Genomic DNA, 22764 nt, shown 5'->3' on the forward strand with positions numbered 1-22764 from the left:
AGTGTGCATTTGTAAATTACATAGTTAATACTTTGGCGAATTTAGCTAAATCTATTCATAGATAATCATATTTGGACATGAACTGATTCGAAAACAATCAATTAATTGCGATTAGTTTTAAAACTATTAAATGGTTTTTTGCTTATTTTGGTATATATTTACCTCCTTTTAAAAGTCAATTTTTATTAACATACAATCAATCGATAAATTAAGAGTAAAATAATCCACTATGAGGTGAGAGTGCCAACTAATTTCTGGATTGATTCTATGTCATAAAAATCAATATATGTTTGTCATTTAGATCAAAAAAAAATAAACTGTTTATTTTTTTAATAAACAATTTAGTTTAATTTAATTTTATTTTGTGTTTTCTACTGGTCTAATTTTTCTGGTTCATAATAATTTTTTCTTACTACATTAGTTTTAATTGCCGCTTCAATAACAGCTTTAGAAATTTCAATAACAACTCTTTTATCAAAAACAGTAGGAATAATATTATTTTCATTTAATTCTTTGTCGGAAATTATATTAGATAAAGCATAAACAGAAGCTATTTTCATATCATTATTAATTTCTGTAGCTTTAGCTTCTAAAGCACCTTTAAATATCCCTGGAAAAACTAAAACATTATTAATTTGATTAGGAAAATCAGATCTACCAGTAGCAATTATTCTAGCACCAGCTTTTTTAGCTTCATGTGGCATAATTTCTGGAACTGGATTAGCTAAAGAAAAAACAATAGAATCTTTATTCATATTAGAAATCATTTCTTTCGTAATAATATTAGGACCAGCAACTCCAATCACGATATCTTTATTTTTAAAAACATTAATTAAATTACTTTTTTCTTGATGTAAATTAGTAATTAAAGAAATTTTTTGTTGTTCTTTGTTTAACCAGTCAAAATCTTTATAAATAACACCTTTTTTATCATATAAAACAACATTTTTAATTTTTAATGAAATTAACATTTTAGCTATAGAAATACCAGCAGAACCAGCACCAACAATAAGAGCTTCGGATTCTTCTAATTTTTTATTAACAATTTTTAAAGAATTAATAATTCCGGCCGAAACTACAATAGCTGTTCCGTGTTGATCATCATGAAAAACTGGAATATCTAATTTTTGTTTTAATTTTTCTTCTATTTCGAAACATTCTGGAGCTTTAATATCTTCTAAATTAATCGCACCAAAAACAGAAGAAATTTTAGAAACAATATTTATAATTTCTTGAGAATCTTTCGAATCTATACAAATAGGAAAAGAATTAATACCAGCAAATTCTTTAAATAAAATTGATTTACCTTCCATAACAGGAATAGCAGCTTTAGGACCAATATCACCTAAACCTAAAACTGCAGTTCCATTAGTAATAACAGCTACAGTGTTTGATTTCATAGTATATTTATAAACATCATTATTATTTTGATTAATTTTACGACAAGGTTCAGCTACTCCTGGAGTATAAACTAGTGATAAATCATCAAAGTTTTTTATTTCTATTTTAGATCTAGTTGCTAATTTACCTTTATTTTTTTCATGTAAACATAAAGATTTTTGATTTATATCAATTATATCCATTATTTTGTTAAAACTCCTGTTTTTTTATATTTTTTTTAAAAATTTATTAATTTTTTATCGCAGCCCTTAATTTAGCAGAATGACTACGATTATTAAAAGCTATTTCTTCTAAACTAGGTTTAACAACTTTCTTAGTGATTATTTTTAAAACAGTTTTGAAATTACTAATTATTGGCAATTTAGATGGTAAATTAATAGTACTGTTTTTTTTAAAAAAATTCTTAACTAAACGATCTTCTAAAGAATGAAAACTAATAACTACTATTGAACTACCTTTTTTTAATAAAGATAAGCTTTGATTTAAAGTTTGTTGTAATATTTCTAATTCTTTATTAACTTCAATACGTAAAGCTTGAAAAATTTTTTTAGAACTATGACCTCTTTTGTTATAATTAAACTTATCTGCAATTTCAACTAATTCAAAAGTTTTATGTAAAGGTCTTTTTTTTATAATTTCAGCCGCAATTAATGAAGAATTTTTTTCTTGTCCAAAATTAAAAAAAATATGCCTTAATTTTTCAAAACTATAATTATTAATTATATAATGAGCAGTAAGCTTTTGTTGTCTGTCCATTCTCATATCTAAAAATTCATTAGATAAATAACTAAAACCTCTCTTTTTATCATCAATTTGAAAAGAAGATAAACCTAAGTCAAAAATAATACCATCAACAAAAAAAACACCTCTTTTATTTAATTCTTGTTTTAAGAAAAAAAAATTACTATGAATTAATTCAATTTTTTTATTATTAGTAAATAATTTTTTTGATTGTTTAATAGCAAAAATATCTTGATCAAAAGAATATAAAAAACCTTTTTTTAATTTTTCTAAAATCAATTCACTATGACCACCACCTCCTAATGTAGCATCAACATAAATACCAGATGGTTTAATATTTAAATATTTCAAAATTTCTTTTGGTAAAACTGGAGTATGTTTTAATTTCATATTAATAACTAAAAATAATAATTTTTGAAAAATAAATTATTCAAAAACTACTTTTACTCTATCTTTGATAATTTCTTCCAAAGCTTTACCAATGTTTTTTTGACAAATACATTCTTTTAATTCTAATTTTTGATCTTCTATAATATGTGCAATTTTACTAGCAATATAAACTAGTTTATATTTTGAATCAACTTTTTCTAATAATTTATCAATTGAAGGATAATTAAGACCATCTTTATTTTTTTTAATCATTTAATTTTTTCTCCTTCTAAAATTTTAAAATAAGTATAAATACTTCTCTTAGTTTTGGAATGTTCAGCTCTTATAATAGAAATTATTTTATCAGTAACATTATTAATTTCATCATTCATAACAATATAATCATATTTATAAGCAAGTAAAAATTCTTTATTTGCTTTTTGAATTCTTTGTTGTATAATTTGTTCTGTTTCTGTTCCTCTTTTTTTCAAACGTTCATATAAACTTTTTTTACTTGGAGGAACGATAAAAATAAAAATAGCGTCTTTAATTTTTTTTTCTCTAATTTTTAAAGCTCCTTCAACTTCGACTTCCACAATAACCTCTTTACCTTTTTTCATATTTTCTTCAATAACATTACGAGGTGTACCATAATAATAACCTAAAAACTTAGCCCATTCTAAAAAATAACCTTTATTAATATAATTCAAAAATTTTTTTTCCGAAATAAAATAATAATTTTTTCCTTGTTGTTCGTATATTCTTTGAGGCCTAGTAGTAAAAGAAATAGAATAAATAAAATTATGATTTTTCAGATTAAATAAAGATTTTATTATAGTTTCTTTACCAACACCAGAAGGACCGGAAATAATAATTAAAAGTCCTTTTTTATTTAATTTCATAATTTTTATTTATACCTTTCATATTTTTATAATTAAAAATTTAATATAATGAATAAATTTTTATTATTTTTTTAAAACAATATTTAATAATTTATTAGTAACATAAATTATTTTTTGAATTTTTTTTTCTTGGCTAACATAATTAATAATTTTAGGATCTTTTAAAGCTATTTTTAAAATATTTTCTTTACTTTGATCTAATAAACTAGTGATTTTAGAACGAAGTTTACCATTAATTTGAATTATAATCTCTACATTTTTTAAAGATAAAAAACTTTTATCATAAGAAGGAAAAGAAGAAAAACATATTGGTTTTTCATTTAAAAATAATTGATTTAATTCTTCTGTTAAATGAGGCGCTATAGGATTTAATAATTTTAAAAACCCTCTTACTTGATATTTAGATATTTTTTTATGTTTATAAACTTCGTTAACAAAAATCATTAACTGACTTATTGCTACATTAAATTTTAATTTTTCATATAAATCAGTTACTTTTTTAACAGTTTTATGATATAAAAAATCTAACTCTTTTTGATTAATTTTTGTAATTTCAAAATTAAAAATATTATAAACACGTTCTAAAAACTTAACAGAACCTTTAATATTTTTATAAGACCAAATTTTGGTATCAGTTAATGGACCTAAAAACATTTCATATAACCTTAAAACATCAGCTCCGTATTTATCTAACATTAATTTAGCACTAACACCATTACCTTTAGATTTACTCATTTTAGTATTATCATCGCCTAAAATAATACCTTGGTGAACAATTTTTTTAAAAGGTTCTTTAGTAGAAACTAAACCTAAATCATATAAAACTTTATGCCAAAAACGAACACATAATAAATGACCAGTAGAATGCTCAGCTCCTCCAATATATAAATCAACAGGTAAAAAATAATCTATTTTTTTTTTAGAATCAGAAGTATTTAAAGGCATCATGACTGAATTATTTTTCAAAATATAAGCTATGTAATACCAAGAACTACCAGCCAATTGTGACATAGTATTAGAATCTCTTCGATATTTTTTACCATTTTTTTCAAAATAAATCCAATTCTTAACTCGTGATAAAGGCGGAGCATCTTTTACATTATTAGAAGGTTTAAAATCTTTTAAATAAGGTAATTCTAAAGGTAATTCATCATCAGAAAGCAAATGAATATTATCTTTTTCATCATAAAACACTGGAAAAGGTTCTCCCCAATATCTTTGACGTGAAAAAAAATAATCATGAAATTTATAAATATTATGAATGTAACCTAATTTATTTTTTTCTAAAAATTCAATAATTTTTATTTTAGCTAATTCATTATTTAAACCATCTAAAAATTGACTTTTAAAATGTATTCCATCGCCACAAAAAAATTCCTGTATTTTATTATCTTTATCTTTAATTACAGAAATAATTTCTAATTTATATTTTTTAGCAAATTCAAAATCCCTTCGATCATGAGCTGGAACAGCAGCCAAAGCGCCAGTTCCATAATGAGGCAAAATATAATCTGAAATCCAAATAGGTACTTTTTTTTGATTAACAGGATTAATAGCGTATGAACCAGTAAAAACACCTGTTTTATTTTTATCAATAGAACGTTCTAATTCTTGTTTTTGTTTAGTTTGCTCAATATAATCAAAAATTGATGTTTTAAATAAATTTCTAGTTATTTTTTTAACTAAAATATGTTCTGGAGCTAAAATACAACACGTAACACCAAAAATAGTATCAGGACGAGTAGTAAAAATATCAAAAGTTTCTGAAAAACCATCAACTTTAAAAGTAATAATTACTCCACTAGTTTTACCAATCCAATTACGTTGAATTTGTTTTAAATTCGAAGGAAAATCAACAAGTTCTAAATCATCCAAAAGCCTTTCTGCATAATCAGTAATCTTTAAAACCCACTGTTTTAAAGTTTTTTTAACAACTGGAAAATTGCCTCTTTCAGAAAAAAGTCTGCCATTTTTAGAAACTATTTCTTCGTTAGCTAAAACAGTACCTAACTCTTCACAAAAATTAACTTCTAAATCTTTTAAAACTGCCAATTTTTTTTGATATAATTTCTTGAAAATCCATTGTGTCCAACGATAAAAATTATTATCAGAAGTAGCCAATTCTTTATCCCAATCAACACCTTTACCCATTTTAATAATTTGTTCTTTGAAATTTTTAATATTTTTATAAGTAAAATTTCTTGGATTATTACCAGTTTTTAAAGCATATTGTTCAGCTGGCAAACCAAAAGAATCCCAACCAAAAGGATGTAAAACATTATATCCTTGCATTTTTTTAAAACGACTAAAAATATCACTTGCTGTATAACCTTCAATATGACCTACATGTAAACCTTCAGCCGAAGGATAAGGAAACATATCTAAACAATAAAATTTTTTTTTATAAAAATTATTAGAAGTTTTAAAAACTTTATTTTCGTTCCAATAACGTTGCCATTTATACTCTATCTTTTTAAAATCATATAAAACATTTTTCATATATACATTCCTTTAAATTAAAATTAAATTAAAATTTTTATTTTTTTTCTAAATAATCATAATTATTAATATGTTGTTGTATATATTCTAAAATATCTTTAACATTTTTAAATTTTTGTAAAGTTTCATCACTAATTTCAAGTTTAAAAAATTCTTCAATTTTAATAATTAAACCTACCGCATCAATAGAATCAATCCCTAAATCTTCTTTTAAATCAGATTCTAACTTAATATTATTTTTATCAATAGATAATTGTTCTGCAATAAATTCTTGGATTTTTTGAAAAATCATATTTAAATATACTCTCTCCTAAATATATATTTTTTTAAATAATATTAAATAATTATTACATTAAAAATATTTTAATTTTATTTATTATAAATTAATTATATCATTGTAATAAAAATATAAATTATAAATAAAAAAGAGATTGTAAAAACCTCTTTTTAAATATTTTTAAAAATATATTAAATTTAATTAATTAAAATATTTTATAATCTTTTTTAATATAAATTTTTTTAAAAAAATTAATCAATAAATAACAACTTTCAAAAATATAAACTGTTATTTAAGTTTAACTCATTTAAAACATGTTATTTTTTAAATTTTTATTTAACATAATTATTAAAAAATTTTATATTACTTAAAATAACGTTAAACATAGATAATTTTTAAAAATTTTAAAGAATTTAAAAATTAATTTTTAAATTATTTACTTAATTTTTGTTGATTATCTAAACATTTTATAAAAAATAAAATCAAATAATAAAAAGCAAATGAAATAAAAATAAAAAACAAAATATTAAAAATTTTTTCTTCTAATTGATACTGATCACCTATTAAATTCATACCTAAACCAAAAATAATTAAATTCATAAAAAAAGGATAAAAATGTTTTGAAGTATTCAAAAAATAATCAATATATAAATTAGATAATCCATATATTATTAAAATAATAGAAATACTATTATTAATACTAAAAAGATTATTTTTTACTTCAAATAAGGGCATGCCTAAACCAGGTAAAATAAAACTTATAAAAGCTATAAAAATAAAAATAACTGATTCTAAAAAAAATATTTTTTTATTATTATTATTTAAATTTTTTTTTGTTCTACGAGGAAAAATTAATAAAAAAATTAAAAAAAATAAAAATATTCCTAATAAAATTAGGTGCATTTTTATTTGACCTTCCTTACCAAAAGACATTTTATCTTTAAAAAAAGATATCAAAGATAAAAAAATCATAAAAAAAAACATAAACAAATAAAAAAAAATTTGTTTTTTATAAAATTTATTATTTATTGAAACATTATTATACATTTTGTATACCTCATTTTTTATAAAATCAAGTTTAAAAAATATTTTTTTTAAAATACAATAAAATTACTGTTTGTAAAAAAATTTCAAAGCTTGAATTAAATCTATTTTTTTTAATTTATTAAAATTATTAATGTTATGTTTTTTCGCTAACTGTTTTAAATCTTTAACTAACATTTTTGATAAATCTATATATTCAATATTATCTTTTTTATCTAATGATAATGTTTTATTACTATCTTTTAATTGATTAACATTTGTTTTTTTTTCATTTAATATTTCGTTGATTAAAACTTTTTTAGTTTTAGTTATTGTTGTCAATATTTTATCTGATAAAAATTTTTTTGATAATTCAACATATTGAACAAAAACATCTGGATTATGAATAGATAATTCAGACAAAACTTTACGATTGATAAAAACATTTGCTAATTTTAATCCGTGAATAAAAGAAGAATATTTAATTCCATAATTAAATACACTAGCGTTAATTCTGGAAATCCATAATTTTTTAAATTCTCTTTTTCTTTGTTTACGATCTCTATAAGCATACTGTAATGAACGCATTACTTGTTCATGAGCTGTTTTATAAATAGTACTTTTAGATCCAACATATCCTTTGGCTAATTTTAAAATTTTTTTACGTCGGCGATGTCTCGCAGGTACAAAACTTATTTTAGACATTTTTTTGACCTTTCTTATAAATTATTAAGCATAATTTTGATTCTTTTTACATCAGTTTTATGCACTATTGTTAAACCTCTTAATTGTCTATTTTGTTTAGTGGTTTTAGAAGCTGCTAAATGATTTTTGTAAGCATGACCTCTTAAAATTTTTTTATTTTTACTAATTTTAATACGTTTTTTTAATCCACTATGAGATTTCTTTTTAATCATTTTTTTAACCTTCTTTTTTTATTAACTAATTTTTTTTAATTTATTAGGTAATAAAATAATTATTATCTGATTTCCTACTAATTTTGGTTCTGTTTCGGTATAAGAAATATGTTTTAATTCTGTAATTATTTTTTTTAAAACTTCTAAACCCAATTTATGATGAATTATCATACGACCACGAAAACGCATAATAATTTTAACCTTATCATCTTGGGATAAAAATTTTTGAATGTTTTTAACTTTAATATTAAAATCATTTAAACCAATGTTAGGACCTATTCTAATTTCTTTAACATTAATATTTTTTTGTTTCTTTTTCATTTCTCTAATTTTTTTTTGTTGATTATAACGATACTTAGAATAATCAGTTAAACGAGCAATCATAGGAACTGAACTAGAATTAACTAATAAAATATCAATTTCTTTTTCTTCTGCAATTTTAAGACATTCTGTTTTATTAAAAACACCTATTTTATTACCTTTTTCATCAATGATTAAATATTTACCATTAGGAATATCTTCATTATATAAAATATTTAAATTCATATTCCCACTAACTTTTTTATTTTTAATCAAAAAAAATCTCCTCTTAATAGATTAATTATTTTTTATATTAATAAAAAAATAAAAGAGTTACTTTTTAACAAAGTAACTCTTTTAAAATAACATTAAATCAATTCTGATGTCATTAAAATACAAACATAAAAATTGTATTATATGAATCATATAATATGCTATTTGCCCAAAAATTTTTTAAATATTTAATTTTTAATCAGGCGAGAGAGTTATCTTCTCTTCTTTTCATATTTTTTAAATTTTTTAAAATAATTAAAAAAATTATTTATTTTTTAATATAATTATATTAATAATTGTACAATAAAAATAAAAAATATAATTTTTTTAAATAAATTTTAGTTCAATTAAAATAATAAAAATTCATTAAAAAGTTATTTATTTTATATCAATTATAAATTTTTTATTTTTTTTCTTTAATTCTAGAAGCCTTAGCGGAAAGTTTCCTAATATAATATAATTTAGAACGACGAACAACACCACGACGAACTACTTCTATTTTCTCATTTATAGGTGAATGAAGTGGAAAAATTCTTTCTACTCCGAATTTTCTTACAGTAAAAGTTTCTGAAATATGTCTACCTTGACGTTTAATTACTAAACCTTCAAAAAACTGAACTCTTTGACGGTTAACATCATCAATTTTAACAAAAACTTTAACTATGTCTCCAGCTCTAAAATCAGGAACTTTTTTTAAATTATTATTATTAATGTATTCAATTAAATTTTGTCCTTTTAAATTACTCATATTAACCTTCTTTTAATTTTTTTTTAATTTCTAACAATATTTTTTGTTGTTCTTCTGTTAAGTTAATTTTTTTTAAAATATCAGGCCTTTTTAAAAAAGTATTTTTTAAACTTTGATTATCGCGCCAATTTTTGATATTTTTATGATGACCAGATAAAAGTATTTCAGGAACTTTTTGATTTTGGTAAATTCTAGGTTTAGTGTATTGAGGATATTTTAAAAAATATTTTTGATGTGAATCTTCTAAATAAGATTCAGATTTAATAACGCCAGGTAAAATCCTTACCAATACATCAACTAAAACAATAGTAGCTATTTCTCCACCCGTCAATACATAATCACCAATAGAAATTTCTGCATCAATATAATTTAATATTCTAGCATCAATTCCTTCGTAGTTACCACTTAAAATAATTAAATGTTTTATTTCATTTACATATTTAAATGCCATTTGTTGATTTAATAAAGTACCTTGAGGTGATAATAAAATAACTTTACTAAAAGATTTTTTTATTTTTTTTAAACATTCATAAAAAGGAGGAAATTTTAATAACATTCCTGCTCCTCCACCATAAGGAGAATCATCCACTTGATTATGTTTATTATTACTATAATTTCTTAAATCATGAACTCGAAAAATAATTTTATTTTTGTTAATTGCTTTCTTAATAATAGAATGTTTAAAAAAAGAATCAAAAAAATTAGGAAAAATAGTAATAATATCAATTATCATATTAATCCTTCAATAGTTTTAATAATAATATTATCAATATTAACTTCTTTAACAAAATAATTCAAAAAAGGTACTAAACTAGTATTACCACATTTTTTCTTAATTTCTAAAAGATAACCTTGTGGAACTTTTATAATAAATTTAACTTCGCCCAAAAACACTTTTTTTTCATTATAAACTGATTTATCAATTAACTCTTGATAACTATAAAAATTATTAATAGAAGAAAAATATTTATTATTAATATAAATATCACAAAATTTAATTTTTTTAGCTTGATTTAAATTATTTAAATCTTTTAACTTAAGTAAAAAAAAATTTTTTTTATAGTTTTGTAAACTAACTAATTCAAATAAAAAATTATTAATATAAAATTTTTGTTTAGGTTCAAAAAAAGATAATAAATCAACTTCAAATTGTGCTCTTAAATAACCTTTTATTCCATGTGTATTAATTATTTTTCCTACATAATACATTTAAAATTTCTCCACTAATCAATAATTTTAAATTTTTTTATAAAAATTAAAATAAAATTATTATTGAATTTAAGATTTATTATTTTTATTTTGTTTATTTATTAAATTTTTAACAGTCAAAGTTGGTTCAGCGCCATAAGATAACCATTTTTTAATTTTTTGATTATTCAAATTAATATTACCTATAAAAGGTTCATAAGTACCTAATATTTCTAAAAATTTACCGTCTCTAGAATTTTTAGAATTAATAGCCACAACCCGATAAAAAGGTTTTTTATGTGCTCCAAAACGTTGTAAACGTATTTTAACTGACATATATTAGTAAAACCTTCTTTCTTATATATCTTATATATATATATATATTAAAAATAAAAAATGAATTTTAGCAAATATTAATTTCCAATTAAAGTTTTTATTTTAATAATTAAAATAAAAACTTTAAAATAATAATAAAACAATGGAGCGAATGATGGGAATCGAACCCACGTCTCTAACTTGGAAGGCTAGAGTAATAACCACTATACGACATTCGCCTTATAATAATTTTCTAATTTTCTAATGGTCGGGAAGGCAGGATTTGAACCCGCGACCTCCTGGTCCCAAACCAGGCGCTATACCAAGCTAAGCCACTTCCCGTTAATAAAAAATAATCAATTTTTATTATATTATTTTAATAAAATTTTTATGGCACACCCAAGAGGACTTGAACCCCCAACCTTCTGATCCGTAGTCAGACGCTCTATCCAATTGAGCTATGGGTGCACATTTTATTATAACTATTTTTTTGGTGACCCGTACGGGATTCGAACCCGTGAATGCATGCGTGAAAGGCATGTGAGTTAACCGTTTCTCCAACGGGCCATATAATTTTTTAATTATTACTTATTAATAAAAATCTTCAATATTTAATTATTATAACATATATAACATAAAAAATAAAATACAAATTATTAAATTTTATAAAAAATTTTAATAATTTAAAATAAAAAAAACTTAATATAATAATTTACTATAATATAATAACATATATTATAATTAAAAACAAATAAAATCATTAGTAATGAATATATAAAAAAAATATTTTTTAAATATATTAATTAATTTTATTATTTTACATTTTATCTAACAAAGGTATACCTAACAATCTTAAACCTTCTTTTAAAATAATAGAAACTGATTTAACTAACAAAACATTGGTATTTTGTAAAATTATTTGAGAAGTTATAATTTTTTCTTTAGAATAAAAATGATTAAATTTTTTAGCTATTTTTAAAAGATATCTAGCTAAAATACTCGGCATGTTTTCAATTTTTGTCTGTTCTAAAATTAAAGAAAAACTATCTAATAATTTAATTAAAATAAAATAGTGTTCTTTTAAATAATTATTATTATCAATTTCTAATTCATGCCAAACAATTTCTTTTTGTTTTTCTTTTGTTATTCTTTCTAAAATAGAATTTATTCTAACAAGAGTATATTGTAAATAAGAACCAGTTTGACCTTCTAATTTAATCATTCTTTCAATATCAAAATCAATATCCAAATGACGATTATTTTTTAAATCATTAAAAATAATAGAACCAATAGCTATCTTAGTCGAAATATCTTCAATATTTAATAAATTAGGATTTTTAATAGTAATAATTTGTTTAGATAATTTTTTAATTTGTTCAATCACATCAATTAACTTAATAGTTTTTTGAAAACGAGTAGAAAGTTTTTTACCTTTAAATAAAATTAATCCAAAATTCACATTTACTAAATCAATATTATAACCCATTTTAAGAACTACTTGTTTTAATTGTTGAAAATGAAGTTTTTGTTCGTTACCGACTACATATAAAATTTTACTAAAATTATAACAACGAAAACGATATAATAAAGCAGCTATATCTCTAGTTAAATAAACAGTGCTACCATTTTTTTTTTGAATCAAAGCAGGCGGAAGCAGATCATTTAAAGTTATAATGTAAGCATTTTGATCTAATTTTAAAATTTTTTTTTGTTTTAATTCTAACATTAAATTAGAGATTTTATCATTATAAAAAGATTCTCCAATATAATAATCAAAGTTAATTCCTAATAAATCATAAATTTTATGAAATTCTTTTAAAGAAATTTCTTTAAATAATTTCCATAAACCAATGATTTCATCATTTTTTTGTTCTAATTGATAAAACAAATCACTGGCTTCTTGATTTAATTTAGGATTAATTTTAGCTTGTTCGTGAAAAAAAACATAAAGTTTTTGTAATTCATTAATAGGATCTTCTAAAAAATTCTTATGATTAACCCATTTTTTATAAGCTAAAATTAATTTACCAAATTGTGTACCCCAATCACCTAAATGATTAATACTTATAGTTTTAAATCCTAATTTTTGATAAATATTTTTTAAAGAATTCCCAATAACGGTCGAACGTAAATGTCCAATAGAAAAATTTTTAGCAATATTAGGGGAAGAATAATCTAAAACAATAGTTTGATTGTTATATTTTTTAGAACCATATTTATCTTTAGAATAAACAATATTTAATAATATATTTTTAGTCAATAAATTTCGCTTTAGTTTAATATTCAAAAAACCATTTAATAATTCAACTGTTGATATTTCTTCATAATTTAATAATATTTCTTTAAATTCTTTAAAAACAGTTAAAATTTCTTTTTTTAATAATTTACTATATAAAAACAAAGGTATAAAAAAATCAATTTCAAAATTATTTGAATTATTGATTAAATTAATATCAATATTATAAATACATATTAATTTTTTTTCTAATTTATTTTTAATATTAAAAAAAATCATTTATTTAACCTCTTTTGTTAAATGTTATTAATAAAATTTAAAATATACAATATTAACTAAAAAAAATTATAATCTTTCAACAATCTTTAAACAACTTTTTTTAATAAGCTCTAGAAAATAAAGCTGTGTATGTTGCTTTTTCATTTGTAATAGGACAATTATCGGTAATTAATTCTTGTTCTAATATAATACGAGCTGTTGCACCTGTTTCTTTTTTAATTTTTAATTCAGCTTTAGCACCACTGATACTAATAGCAACATAACCACCTTTTTTTAACAAAATTTTAAATTCTTCGTAACTATTAGCTTTGTACTGATGTTCATTTAAATATTTTAAAGCTTTTTGATACATGATTTCATGAATATTTTTAAATAACAAAGGTATTTGTGTTAATAAATCATCTTTTTTAAATTGCTGTTTTAAAAAATTATATCTAGTAAAAATAGTTACCTCATTTTTTTCTAATCCGTATTTGCCTATTTCTATTCTTAAAGGTATACCCTTCATTTCGTATTGACTAAATTTCCATCCTGGATTTTTATTTTGAACATCTAGTTTAACACGGTATTTATTTTTTAAAATTTCTAATATTTCATTAGAAACTTTAATTACGTTAGCATTTTTTGGTTGTAAAGGAATAATAACAATTTGCAAAGGAGCAATGTATGGAGGCAAAACTAAACCTTCGTTATCACCATGAACCATAACTAAAGCCCCTAATAAACGAGTTGAAATTCCCCAAGAAGTTTGATAAACAAATTTTAATTTATTATCTAAATCTTGAAATTTAATATTAAAAGCTTCGGAAAATTTAGTTCCTAAAAAATGAGATGTTCCTGATTGTAATGATTGACCATCAGGCATTAAAGATTCAATAGAATAAGTTTCTACTGCACCTGCAAACTTTTCTAATTCAGTTTTTTTACCTATGACAAACGGAATAGCTAAAAGTTCTTTACCTAATTTTTGATATAATTTTATTATAGATAAAGTTTCCAAAATAGCTTCTTCAGCATTAGCATGAGCAGTATGTCCTTCTTGCCATAAAAATTCCTTACCTCTTAAAAAAGGTCTAGTACTCTTTTCCCAACGAATAACATTACACCATTGATTATAAAGTTTAGGTAAATCACGATAAGAAGTAATTGTCTTTTCATAATATTTAGAAAATAAAACTTCTGATGTGGGTCTTAAAATTAATTTTTCGGATAAATTTTTATCACCTGCAAAAGTAACAAAAGCAGTCTCTGGTTGAAAACCTTTAATATGTTTTTTTTCTTTTTTAAATAAATTTTCAGTAAATAATAAAGGAAAATAAACATTTTGATGATTGGTTTTTTGTAAATATTTATTAAAAAATTTTTGAATTTGTTCCCATAAAAAATAACCATCAGGTAAATAAATAATAAAACCTTTAACATCTGAATAAGCTATTAATTCTGCTTTAATACAAACATCAGTGTACCATTTTCCAAAATCCAAAGTCTGAGAAGTAATTGATTTTACTATTTTTTTTTTCATATTTAAATTTTAACCTTTTTTTAAATGTTTAAAATTTTTGTTTTTAAGTGTTAAAAAATTAAAAAAATATTATAATTTAATTATAATAAAATATTTTTATTAAAATTTATTTTTTTAATATATTTTTATTCTACACGAAATTATAAAAATAAACCAAATCAATCGATATACAAATATTTAAATTAATTTTTTTATAAAAATAAAATTATAAATTAAATTCCAATAATATATAAAAAATAAATCAACCTTAATAAAAAAGAAGGTATAAACAAATGTTTTCTAATGAATGGTTAAAACAACTAAATAATAAACAATATCAAGCTGTTACTTCTAAAGATAAAGCTATATATTTAGTAGCAGGAGCTGGAACCGGAAAAACAAAAACTTTAACAATCAGAATTGCCTATTTAATTAAATATTTAAATATAAATAATGAAAAAATTTTGGCTATTACTTTTACCAATAAAGCGGCTTCCGAAATGAAAAACCGTCTAATTTCTATGCAAATAGATATTTATAAAAGTACTATATGTACATTTCACGCTTTAGGAAATAAAATATTAAAAAAATTTATTCATGTTTTAAATAATAATTTTGATTCTAATTATAGTATTTTAGATATCAAAGACAGTTTAAAAATTATAAAAAAAATTTCAAAAGATTTAAATATTAATAAAGAAAAATATAAACCAAAAGACTTAAATAAATATATTTCTAATATTAAAAATAAAAAAGAAAAAAAAGTTTCTATTGATAATTATGATAATAATATTTTAAAAATTTACAATAAATATCAACAATTTCTAGAAAAAAATAATTTACTTGATTTTGATGATTTAATTATTTATACTTATAAACTACTTAAAAAAAACGAAAATATTAAAAATCATTTTCAAAATAAATTTACTTATATTTTAATTGATGAATTTCAAGATACTGATTTTTTGCAATACCAAATTTTAAAATTATTATTTTCTAAAAATAACTATATATTTGCAGTTGGCGATCCAGATCAAAGTATTTATTCTTTTCGTGGAGCCGAAATTTCTAATAATAAATTATTTTTAAAAGATTTTAAAGCAAAAACTTTTATTTTAGATGAAAATTATCGTTCTACTAATAATATTTTAGATAAAGCTAATTTATTAATTCAAAATAACAGTTTTTATGGTTTTACAAAAAAACTTCAAAGTTTTTTCGGTAAAGGACATAAAGTATTTCCTAAAATGTTTGAAAATGATGACAAAGAAATAGATTTCGTCTTGAAAACAATTAAAAAATTAATTAAAAAAGAAAAATATAATTATGAAGATATAGCGATCTTATATCGATTAAACGGTTTAGAAAAAAAATTTGAGAAAATTTTTTTAAAAAACAATATTCCTTATTGTGTTTTCGGTAATATTGATTTTTTTAACAGAAAAGAAATAAAAGATATTTTAGCTTATATCAAAATATTAATTGATCCTAAACAAGATTTTTATTTAAAAAGAATTATCAATGTTCCTAGTCGAAAAATTGGTAAAAAAACCATTTCTAATTTAGAAATAATTAGTAAAGAAAAAAATATTTCTTTATTTGAATCATTAATTTTATTATGCAAAGAAAAAAAATGTAATAAAAATTTATTAAATTTTAAAAATTTAATTTTAGATATGATAAAAAAAATTAATTCTAATAATTTTTTAAAATTAGAAGAAATTATTGATTATATCGATCAAAAAATAGATTATTCGAAATTAATAAATAAAAAAAAAATTAATCCAGAAGATGATAATTTAACTTACATAAAAGACTTAAAATCAATTTTTATTAAAAAAAAATATCAAAATAAAGAAAAAACAATTAAACAAGAACTAATTGATATATTAGATCAAATATCTTTAAATAATGAAGTTAAAAAAGATAATAAAAATAAAATAACATTATCTACAATTCATAAAATTAAAGGCCTTGAATTTAAAATAGTTTTTGTAGTTTATTTTGAAGAAAATATTTTACCTTTAAAAAATGATAAATATCATGCTGCTTTAGAAGAAGAAAGACGAATTGCCTATGTCGCTATCACAAGAGCCAAAGAACGATTATTTTTAATCGGTGCTTATGAAAGAAATATTTTTGGTCAATAGGAATTAAAATTCACCATCCTATTTTTGGTCTCGGTCGCATTATTACGAAGATTGAAAATAATTTATTAATCATCGCCTTTGATCCTCCGTTTGGGATTAAAAAAATCGCTTATGCGTATGCGCAAACCAATTTAAAAAAAATTTCATAAATTTAAAAATTCCCATAAAGCTCCTGTGATTTAAAAAAATGCTTCTAATTAACGTTCCAGTGGTAAATTTCATTTTTTGCTAAAATATTTTTAAAAATTAAGTGAATCGAAATGAGTTATTAAAAAATTTTTTAAAAGATAAGAATAATTTAGCACTTCGCAATCAAATAATAATTATACATTTACCCTTAGTCAAAAAAATAGTTCAAAATTTTAAATATTATCCGCGATGTTTAACCCGCGCCGATTTATACCAAGAAGCAATTTTAGGATTAATCAAAACTTTAACTAATTACAAAGATTATGGTTACGATTTGATCGCTTTTGCTAAACCCCATATTCGTAAAACAATTAACGAATTGATTCGTAAAATAAATAAAATTAATGATCTACAAAGTTTTTCGGAAAATCACTATCCTGCAACCAATTTTAATCCTCATCAATTATGGGTAAGGCAAAATAATCATCAAAATTTTTCCCTAAAAATCAAAAGTAAATTAAGTCAAAAGGAATTTAAAATAATTAAATTAAGTTTTGGTATTCCACACAAAAATATCCATCAAAACCTTGATAATGCTTATTCCAATTCTCAAATTGCCAAAAAACTAAATTTAACCTCAAAACAAGTAGAAACATTTAAAAACATTGCAATTAGAAAACTAAAAAATCTTTATAAATCAGGATATTTTAAAAAATATCATTTTCAATATTTAAATAACTAAATCAAAACTAACAACTACCGACCAAAAGGTAGTTTTTTTGATCTCTATTCGACCTCATAAGTCGTTAAACTATAAAAAAAATAACTGAGGAGGATTTAAAAATTATGACTAAACACGAACTAATTACTCAAATTGCAATCATCCAAAAAACAACTATCGCCGCAACGGAACGCTTTTATACGGCTTTTGAAACAGCTGTGAAAACTGCGATTCTGGATCCAAACGTTGAAGGCGATATTAGTTTAGGTGAGAGTTTAGGCAAATTTGCATTAAGACAACACAAAGCTCGACAAATAATAAATATTGCCACTGGTCGTAAATACAAAATTCCCGCGCAAACAGTAGTAAAGTTTAAAGTCGCTAAGGCTTTAGCCACTGCAGTTAAAAACCAATTTTAATTATCAATTTATTAAAAATTAAAACAAAACAGGAGGCCAACATGGCAACAATCAAATCGTTCGGCAAAAAAACTATTAAACGGTCAATAGTCCGCTTCGCGCGTCCGCCGTCCCCTACTAATATTCCCAGAAAGGAAAATGTTTTGATGAAAAATCAACCAAAATTACATGTTTTACAAATTATTGCCTATTTAGCAATCATTGCTCATTTGATTTTATTTGCAACTTTAACCTACCAAGATAATCGTTTCCCCTATTTCAAAAAAGTTGACAGTCAACCTAATAATGAAATAGGTGAAGTTATCAAACCTAATGAAGACCTAATGAAATTACAAAATTTAATTAATAAAAATAATAAAAAATAATTCCAACGGAGGAGTAAATAAATCATGTATCAAAAAAAATCGCATAATTTTTTCAAAATCTGTTGTTTAATGATCGGTGCCACTTTAATTATGGCCGTTGGTCTTTCCGCGGTGACGAGTTATTTTGCGCGGATAGACAATGTTAATATCAAAGTCGCTCAACATGCGCCCCTTTTTACCATTGACCGCACTGGGGGCAATGAAGAAGATAAAACTTTAATTCCGCTACCGATACCGATTTTTGATCCAAGTACAGGGGTCCATTTAATCAATTTCAGTCGTGTAGCCAAATTAGATACGACTGGCTGTAACATTAAAGTCCCATTATATTTAAGTGTAAAAATTCAATATGATACCTACAATACGATTGCCAATCCTGAAAATTGTTTTAATTCGGCGATTAAAATTAACGGCGTAGATTATGATCATGATAAAAAACCCCAAATGATAATCACTGATAATCATGGTAAAATCGACTTGCAATTTTATATCGAACAAAAGGAATTTAAACCAAACATCAAATTAACTATCGTGTGTCATTATGATTTAGTTGACGCTCAAGGAGCATCTTTCACTGGTGGTAGTCAAAGTATTGAAACCAAAATTACGAATTTAAATTAATTTAATTTTTTTTAAATTTTAATTTTAAAATCTTATTAAAAAAACATCTTTAAAAAAAATTTAAAGTTTTAACCTTAAAACCGCTTTTTAAAGGGGGTTTTGGGTTTTTATGAGGAAGGAATTAATTATGACCAAAAAGAATATTATTCAAAACCAAGTTTATTTTGGTAATAGTCAAAATCTTCATTACATCGAAGATATCGACATGCTAACTGGTAAAAAAATTAAAACCACTTATTATCGAGGCGATGGCATCAAAATTGATGAATTTAGTGAATACGATCGCGATAATGAAAAATTAATTAAAACCACTTTTTATCAAGCCGATGGCACTACTAAAATCAATGAATACGATCCGCAAACTGGTGCCTTAATTAATAAATAATTTATTAACCATATCAATTTTAAACAATTTAAAAAAAATATTAATTATGAAAGGAAATAAAATTATATGAAAAATCAATCATCATCATCGTCCCCCTCTTTATCATGGACGAATATTGTTTTAATATTATTAATTTTAGGTAGTTTTACCTTGGGAATTTACTTTTGGACTCATCAACAAATTTTAATTAATATTGAAAAAACCTTAAATCAACATGAATCTAAATTCAAAGCCCTACAAAACCAAAATCAAAACCTTAAAACCCAAGTGGAAGACCAAATAAAAGCTTTAAATCAACCTTCCCCAGTATTAGAGGATCACCCCTCATTTTCGCAATCAGAAGCCACCAAATTTAATCCGCTGGATAATACTAAATTTCCCACTTTTGATAAATTAATTGGGATGCAAGCGGAGAAAAAAATGGCGCATGGATTTATCGATTTTACCAAAAATAAAAGTAAATACCAGCACATCGGCGAAGTCGATCCGCCTTTAGGAATTTTATTATCAGGCATTCCGGGAACGGGTAAAACCACTTTCGCGCGTGCCTTAGCCAAAGAGACTAATTTACCATTTTTTGAAGTCTCTAGTGCGCTGTTTTCACAAAAATATAAAGGGATTGCTCCGCAAATGGTTCAAGATTTGTTTAACAGTGCGCGCGCCATTGCCCCTCACCATCAAGGCGCGATTATCTTTTTAGATGAATGTGAAACGATTTTCAGTGATATTGGTAGTTTAGAAGCCGATTCGGAACTGGCGAATGTCGTGAATGCCTTTAAAACCGAATTGACGAGTTTAAATAATAATACGGAATATCCGTTATTTATTATTGGGGCTACTAATCATGCGGATAAAATTGATACCGCGATTAAATCGCGTTTTACCTATAACATTGAAGTCCAACCCGGCAATCAAGCCGAACGGAAAGCCTTTTTAGAATTCATGATTGCCAAACGCCAAAATCCCTATAATGATGAAGCTAAACAATATTTATACGAAATCATTAATGCAGCGTTAGAACGGTTAACACCGCCCAATGCGGTTTTAAAAGCTAATCGAACTTTAGAAAATTTATTAAAGGAAGCAGTGATTATTTTTGCGGAAAATCGCGCTATCAAAACGATTAATGATGATCAAACGGAAACAATTACCTTCAGAGAAACCATTAATAAGGCCGATTTAAAAACCGCTTTTAAAAACATTATTACGCCGAATACCCAAATTTTAGACACCATTGAAATGGAATTAAAAAATGCTTCCGCCAAATAACCCCACTTAATTTTATAAAATTGTATAATAGTAATTATATTTATCTTGAAAAAATTATTATTACTATTATTAGAAAGGAAATTAACTAATGAATTTTTGGCAAAAATATTTAAAAAGGGGGAAACAATTAATTATGTATGGGAGTATCATAATCCTATTTAGTTTTCCGTTATGGCCGTTAGTACCTTTGGCCCAAAATTATTATCAGTCCTATTTTAAGCGATCCGTCTCCGTTCCCATTAAGTTATCCCAAGATAATGAAACGCACTTTAAAAAATGGTTACAAACTCAACCACCATTAAATCGCCAAGATTTCCAAATTTTAGAAATGGCGAGTATTCCGATTATTTTAAAATATTATGGGCTGGAGGCGAGCGTGGATAATTTAACTGAGCCCAGTTATAACGGCGCTGGGGAAACGACTTTCAGCGTGCCTTTAAAAACTGGTAGTCCGCCCGGTTTAAAAGCGGTTTTTTTACAAGCACGGCCGAATTGGATGAATTACCAATATCCGCGGTCACCGTACCAGTTAACTTTAGCCGATTTACTAACATATGAGTTTGAAATTGCCAGGGCGTTTGTGTTTTGGGATGGCCGTGAAAGTCAGTCACCGCTTAACACTCCCCAAATCCATTTAATCAATTACACCGATTACCTTACTAATCAAGAGGAATCAGCTAAACCCAAGGCGATTAATACTTATTTAGCTCAACAGTACTCGAATTATATTAACCGCCCACTGCAAATCGGTTCTTATAATGGTACGACTAATACCGGTATGATATTACCTTTACCAGCAAATGCTACTTATGAAGGTAAAAAGATTGAAGCGGTTTATTTTGATGAAGGCAGTAGAATTTTACCACCTAATCAAAATTATGCCCTAACGGATTTATTAAAACTAGCTAATGGCGCTCAAAATATCTATTTATTTTATTCGGAACCGCGAATTCAAATCATTACTCATGATATCGATGATATTAACGATATCCCTTATATTATGCGAGATAAATATGGTATTGACAATATTAGCGTCCCTTATCCAAATACTCCATCTTATAATAATGCTGATTCAAGAAGACTTTATTATTACTTTAAACACCCTAATTCAGATTTATTAAGCGTTTATTTTCAAGCTTATCCGCAAAAAACTTATCCCTTTAATGATTATGGCTTTAGTTTAGATGATTTATTGACTAATACCGATAAGATCGAAAAAGCTTATATTTTTAAAAAAGGTAGTAACTACGATTACATGAAACAGCAAAGAGAAGAACGTATTGCCACCGAACAAAGAGCCAGAGCCGAAAGAGAACAAGCCGAAAGCGAACGAGCTGAAAGAGAACAAGCGGAACGCGAACGCATTGCCACCGAACAAAGAGCCAAAGCCGAAAGAGAACAAGCCGAAAGCGAACGAGCTGAAAGAGAACAAGCCGAAAGCGAACGCATTGTCACCGAACAAAGAGCAAGAGCCGAAATAGAACAAGCGGAACGTATAAGAATAGCAATAGAACAAGCCGAAAGAGAAAAAAGAGAACAAGCTGAAAGAAAAAGAGCTGAAAGAGAAAGAATTGAAAATGTAAAAAACCATTATTATGCCGAATTGCAAGCGTGGAAAGATCAATGTTATTTCCAAGCTGGTAAAACTTATACTGGTTATAAAATTAGAGAAAAATTAGGTAGATCTGATCGCAAACTTTATTGTTTAAATGATAATGATATTATTAATAATAATA

Annotated in this window: 23 protein-coding genes, 4 tRNA genes and 1 pseudogene; 8 read left to right on the forward strand and 20 right to left on the reverse strand. The window is 23.7% G+C overall.

The genetic code is table 11. The annotated features are described in order from the left end of the window. Window positions 1-371: 371 nt before the first annotated feature. The 20 genes from V9D86_RS01365 to proS all read right to left on the reverse strand — a co-directional run bounded on the left by V9D86_RS01365 (window position 372) and on the right by proS (window position 14990). Window positions 372-1574 carry an NAD(P)-dependent malic enzyme gene (locus V9D86_RS01365; RefSeq protein WP_334331032.1) on the reverse strand — a complete coding sequence of 401 codons (1203 nt, stop codon included), beginning with the start codon at window positions 1572-1574 and terminating at the stop codon, window positions 372-374. A 55-nt stretch (window positions 1575-1629) separates the two neighbouring features. Next, window positions 1630-2532, reverse strand: coding sequence for a 16S rRNA (cytosine(1402)-N(4))-methyltransferase RsmH (gene rsmH / locus V9D86_RS01370; protein WP_334331009.1), 903 nt, complete (start codon window positions 2530-2532; stop codon window positions 1630-1632). A gap of 36 nt (window positions 2533-2568) precedes the next feature. After that, window positions 2569-2784: a DNA-directed RNA polymerase subunit omega gene (rpoZ, locus tag V9D86_RS01375; RefSeq protein ID WP_334331010.1), complete on the reverse strand. Its 216-nt coding sequence runs from the start codon at window positions 2782-2784 to the stop codon at window positions 2569-2571. Beyond that, window positions 2781-3413: a guanylate kinase gene (gene gmk / locus V9D86_RS01380; RefSeq protein ID WP_334331011.1), complete on the reverse strand. Its 633-nt coding sequence runs from the start codon at window positions 3411-3413 to the stop codon at window positions 2781-2783. Before gmk ends, rpoZ begins: the two co-directional genes overlap by 4 nt. 63 nt (window positions 3414-3476) lie before the next feature. Next, on the reverse strand, window positions 3477-5912 hold the full coding sequence (leuS, locus tag V9D86_RS01385) for a leucine--tRNA ligase (protein ID WP_334331012.1): 2436 nt from the start codon (window positions 5910-5912) through the stop codon (window positions 3477-3479). A 37-nt stretch (window positions 5913-5949) separates the two neighbouring features. Beyond that, a complete protein-coding gene (gene acpP, locus V9D86_RS01390; RefSeq protein ID WP_334331013.1) occupies window positions 5950-6204 on the reverse strand; it encodes an acyl carrier protein in 255 nt (84 codons plus the stop codon). A gap of 417 nt (window positions 6205-6621) precedes the next feature. Beyond that, window positions 6622-7236: a hypothetical protein gene (locus V9D86_RS01395; protein WP_334331014.1), complete on the reverse strand. Its 615-nt coding sequence runs from the start codon at window positions 7234-7236 to the stop codon at window positions 6622-6624. Between the two features lie 63 nt (window positions 7237-7299). After that, window positions 7300-7917 carry a 50S ribosomal protein L20 gene (gene rplT / locus V9D86_RS01400; protein ID WP_334331015.1) on the reverse strand — a complete coding sequence of 206 codons (618 nt, stop codon included), beginning with the start codon at window positions 7915-7917 and terminating at the stop codon, window positions 7300-7302. A gap of 14 nt (window positions 7918-7931) precedes the next feature. Next, window positions 7932-8129 (reverse strand): 50S ribosomal protein L35, encoded by a 198-nt coding sequence (rpmI, locus tag V9D86_RS01405; protein WP_334331016.1) that lies wholly within the window; start codon window positions 8127-8129, stop codon window positions 7932-7934. 21 nt (window positions 8130-8150) lie between these two features. Then, complete coding sequence (gene infC, locus V9D86_RS01410; protein WP_334331017.1) at window positions 8151-8705, reverse strand: translation initiation factor IF-3; 555 nt, start codon at window positions 8703-8705, stop codon at window positions 8151-8153. Between the two features lie 400 nt (window positions 8706-9105). Further along, window positions 9106-9450 carry a 50S ribosomal protein L19 gene (gene rplS / locus V9D86_RS01415; protein ID WP_334331018.1) on the reverse strand — a complete coding sequence of 115 codons (345 nt, stop codon included), beginning with the start codon at window positions 9448-9450 and terminating at the stop codon, window positions 9106-9108. A 1-nt stretch (window position 9451) separates the two neighbouring features. After that, the gene (gene trmD / locus V9D86_RS01420; protein WP_334331019.1) at window positions 9452-10183 is read right to left on the reverse strand and encodes a tRNA (guanosine(37)-N1)-methyltransferase TrmD; all 732 of its coding nucleotides are present in this window, start codon (window positions 10181-10183) and stop codon (window positions 9452-9454) included. Then, window positions 10180-10659: a ribosome maturation factor RimM gene (rimM, locus tag V9D86_RS01425; protein WP_334331020.1), complete on the reverse strand. Its 480-nt coding sequence runs from the start codon at window positions 10657-10659 to the stop codon at window positions 10180-10182. Before rimM ends, trmD begins: the two co-directional genes overlap by 4 nt. Window positions 10660-10728: 69 nt before the next feature. Further along, complete coding sequence (gene rpsP / locus V9D86_RS01430; RefSeq protein ID WP_334331021.1) at window positions 10729-10974, reverse strand: 30S ribosomal protein S16; 246 nt, start codon at window positions 10972-10974, stop codon at window positions 10729-10731. A gap of 143 nt (window positions 10975-11117) precedes the next feature. Continuing rightward, a tRNA-Gly gene (locus tag V9D86_RS01435) sits at window positions 11118-11192 on the reverse strand. A 26-nt stretch (window positions 11193-11218) separates the two neighbouring features. After that, a tRNA-Pro gene (locus V9D86_RS01440) sits at window positions 11219-11295 on the reverse strand. 49 nt (window positions 11296-11344) lie between these two features. Next, window positions 11345-11421 (reverse strand) — tRNA-Arg (locus V9D86_RS01445). Between the two features lie 23 nt (window positions 11422-11444). Next, window positions 11445-11520, reverse strand: a tRNA-Glu gene (locus tag V9D86_RS01450). Between the two features lie 250 nt (window positions 11521-11770). Next, a complete protein-coding gene (gene argS / locus V9D86_RS01455; RefSeq protein WP_334331022.1) occupies window positions 11771-13468 on the reverse strand; it encodes an arginine--tRNA ligase in 1698 nt (565 codons plus the stop codon). Window positions 13469-13568: 100 nt separating this feature from the next. Next, a complete protein-coding gene (proS, locus tag V9D86_RS01460) occupies window positions 13569-14990 on the reverse strand; it encodes a proline--tRNA ligase (RefSeq protein WP_334331023.1) in 1422 nt (473 codons plus the stop codon). Between the two features lie 272 nt (window positions 14991-15262). On the opposite strand from proS, the gene V9D86_RS01465 reads away from it, so the two are divergent. The 8 genes and pseudogenes from V9D86_RS01465 to V9D86_RS01500 form a co-directional block, all read left to right on the forward strand. Continuing rightward, window positions 15263-17119, forward strand: coding sequence for an ATP-dependent helicase (locus tag V9D86_RS01465; RefSeq protein WP_334331024.1), 1857 nt, complete (start codon window positions 15263-15265; stop codon window positions 17117-17119). Between the two features lie 250 nt (window positions 17120-17369). After that, complete coding sequence (locus tag V9D86_RS01470) at window positions 17370-17990, forward strand: sigma-70 family RNA polymerase sigma factor (protein ID WP_334331025.1); 621 nt, start codon at window positions 17370-17372, stop codon at window positions 17988-17990. Between the two features lie 104 nt (window positions 17991-18094). After that, the gene (locus V9D86_RS01475) at window positions 18095-18388 is read left to right on the forward strand and encodes an HU family DNA-binding protein (RefSeq protein ID WP_334331026.1); all 294 of its coding nucleotides are present in this window, start codon (window positions 18095-18097) and stop codon (window positions 18386-18388) included. Window positions 18389-18429: 41 nt separating this feature from the next. Next, the gene (locus V9D86_RS01480) at window positions 18430-18753 is read left to right on the forward strand and encodes a hypothetical protein (protein WP_334331027.1); all 324 of its coding nucleotides are present in this window, start codon (window positions 18430-18432) and stop codon (window positions 18751-18753) included. A gap of 24 nt (window positions 18754-18777) precedes the next feature. Continuing rightward, on the forward strand, window positions 18778-19374 hold the full coding sequence (locus V9D86_RS01485) for a hypothetical protein (protein WP_334331028.1): 597 nt from the start codon (window positions 18778-18780) through the stop codon (window positions 19372-19374). Between the two features lie 127 nt (window positions 19375-19501). Further along, window positions 19502-19759, forward strand: coding sequence for a DUF2963 domain-containing protein (locus tag V9D86_RS01490; protein WP_334331029.1), 258 nt, complete (start codon window positions 19502-19504; stop codon window positions 19757-19759). A gap of 66 nt (window positions 19760-19825) precedes the next feature. Beyond that, window positions 19826-21028: an AAA family ATPase gene (locus tag V9D86_RS01495; RefSeq protein ID WP_334331030.1), complete on the forward strand. Its 1203-nt coding sequence runs from the start codon at window positions 19826-19828 to the stop codon at window positions 21026-21028. 133 nt (window positions 21029-21161) lie between these two features. Then, window positions 21162-22764 (forward strand): annotated as a pseudogene (locus tag V9D86_RS01500) (MAP7 domain-containing protein); the annotation flags it as partial.

Origin of the sequence: Candidatus Phytoplasma prunorum, assembly GCF_036924415.2 — a bacterium.
GTDB lineage: Bacteria > Bacillota_I > Bacilli_A > Acholeplasmatales > Acholeplasmataceae > Phytoplasma > Phytoplasma prunorum.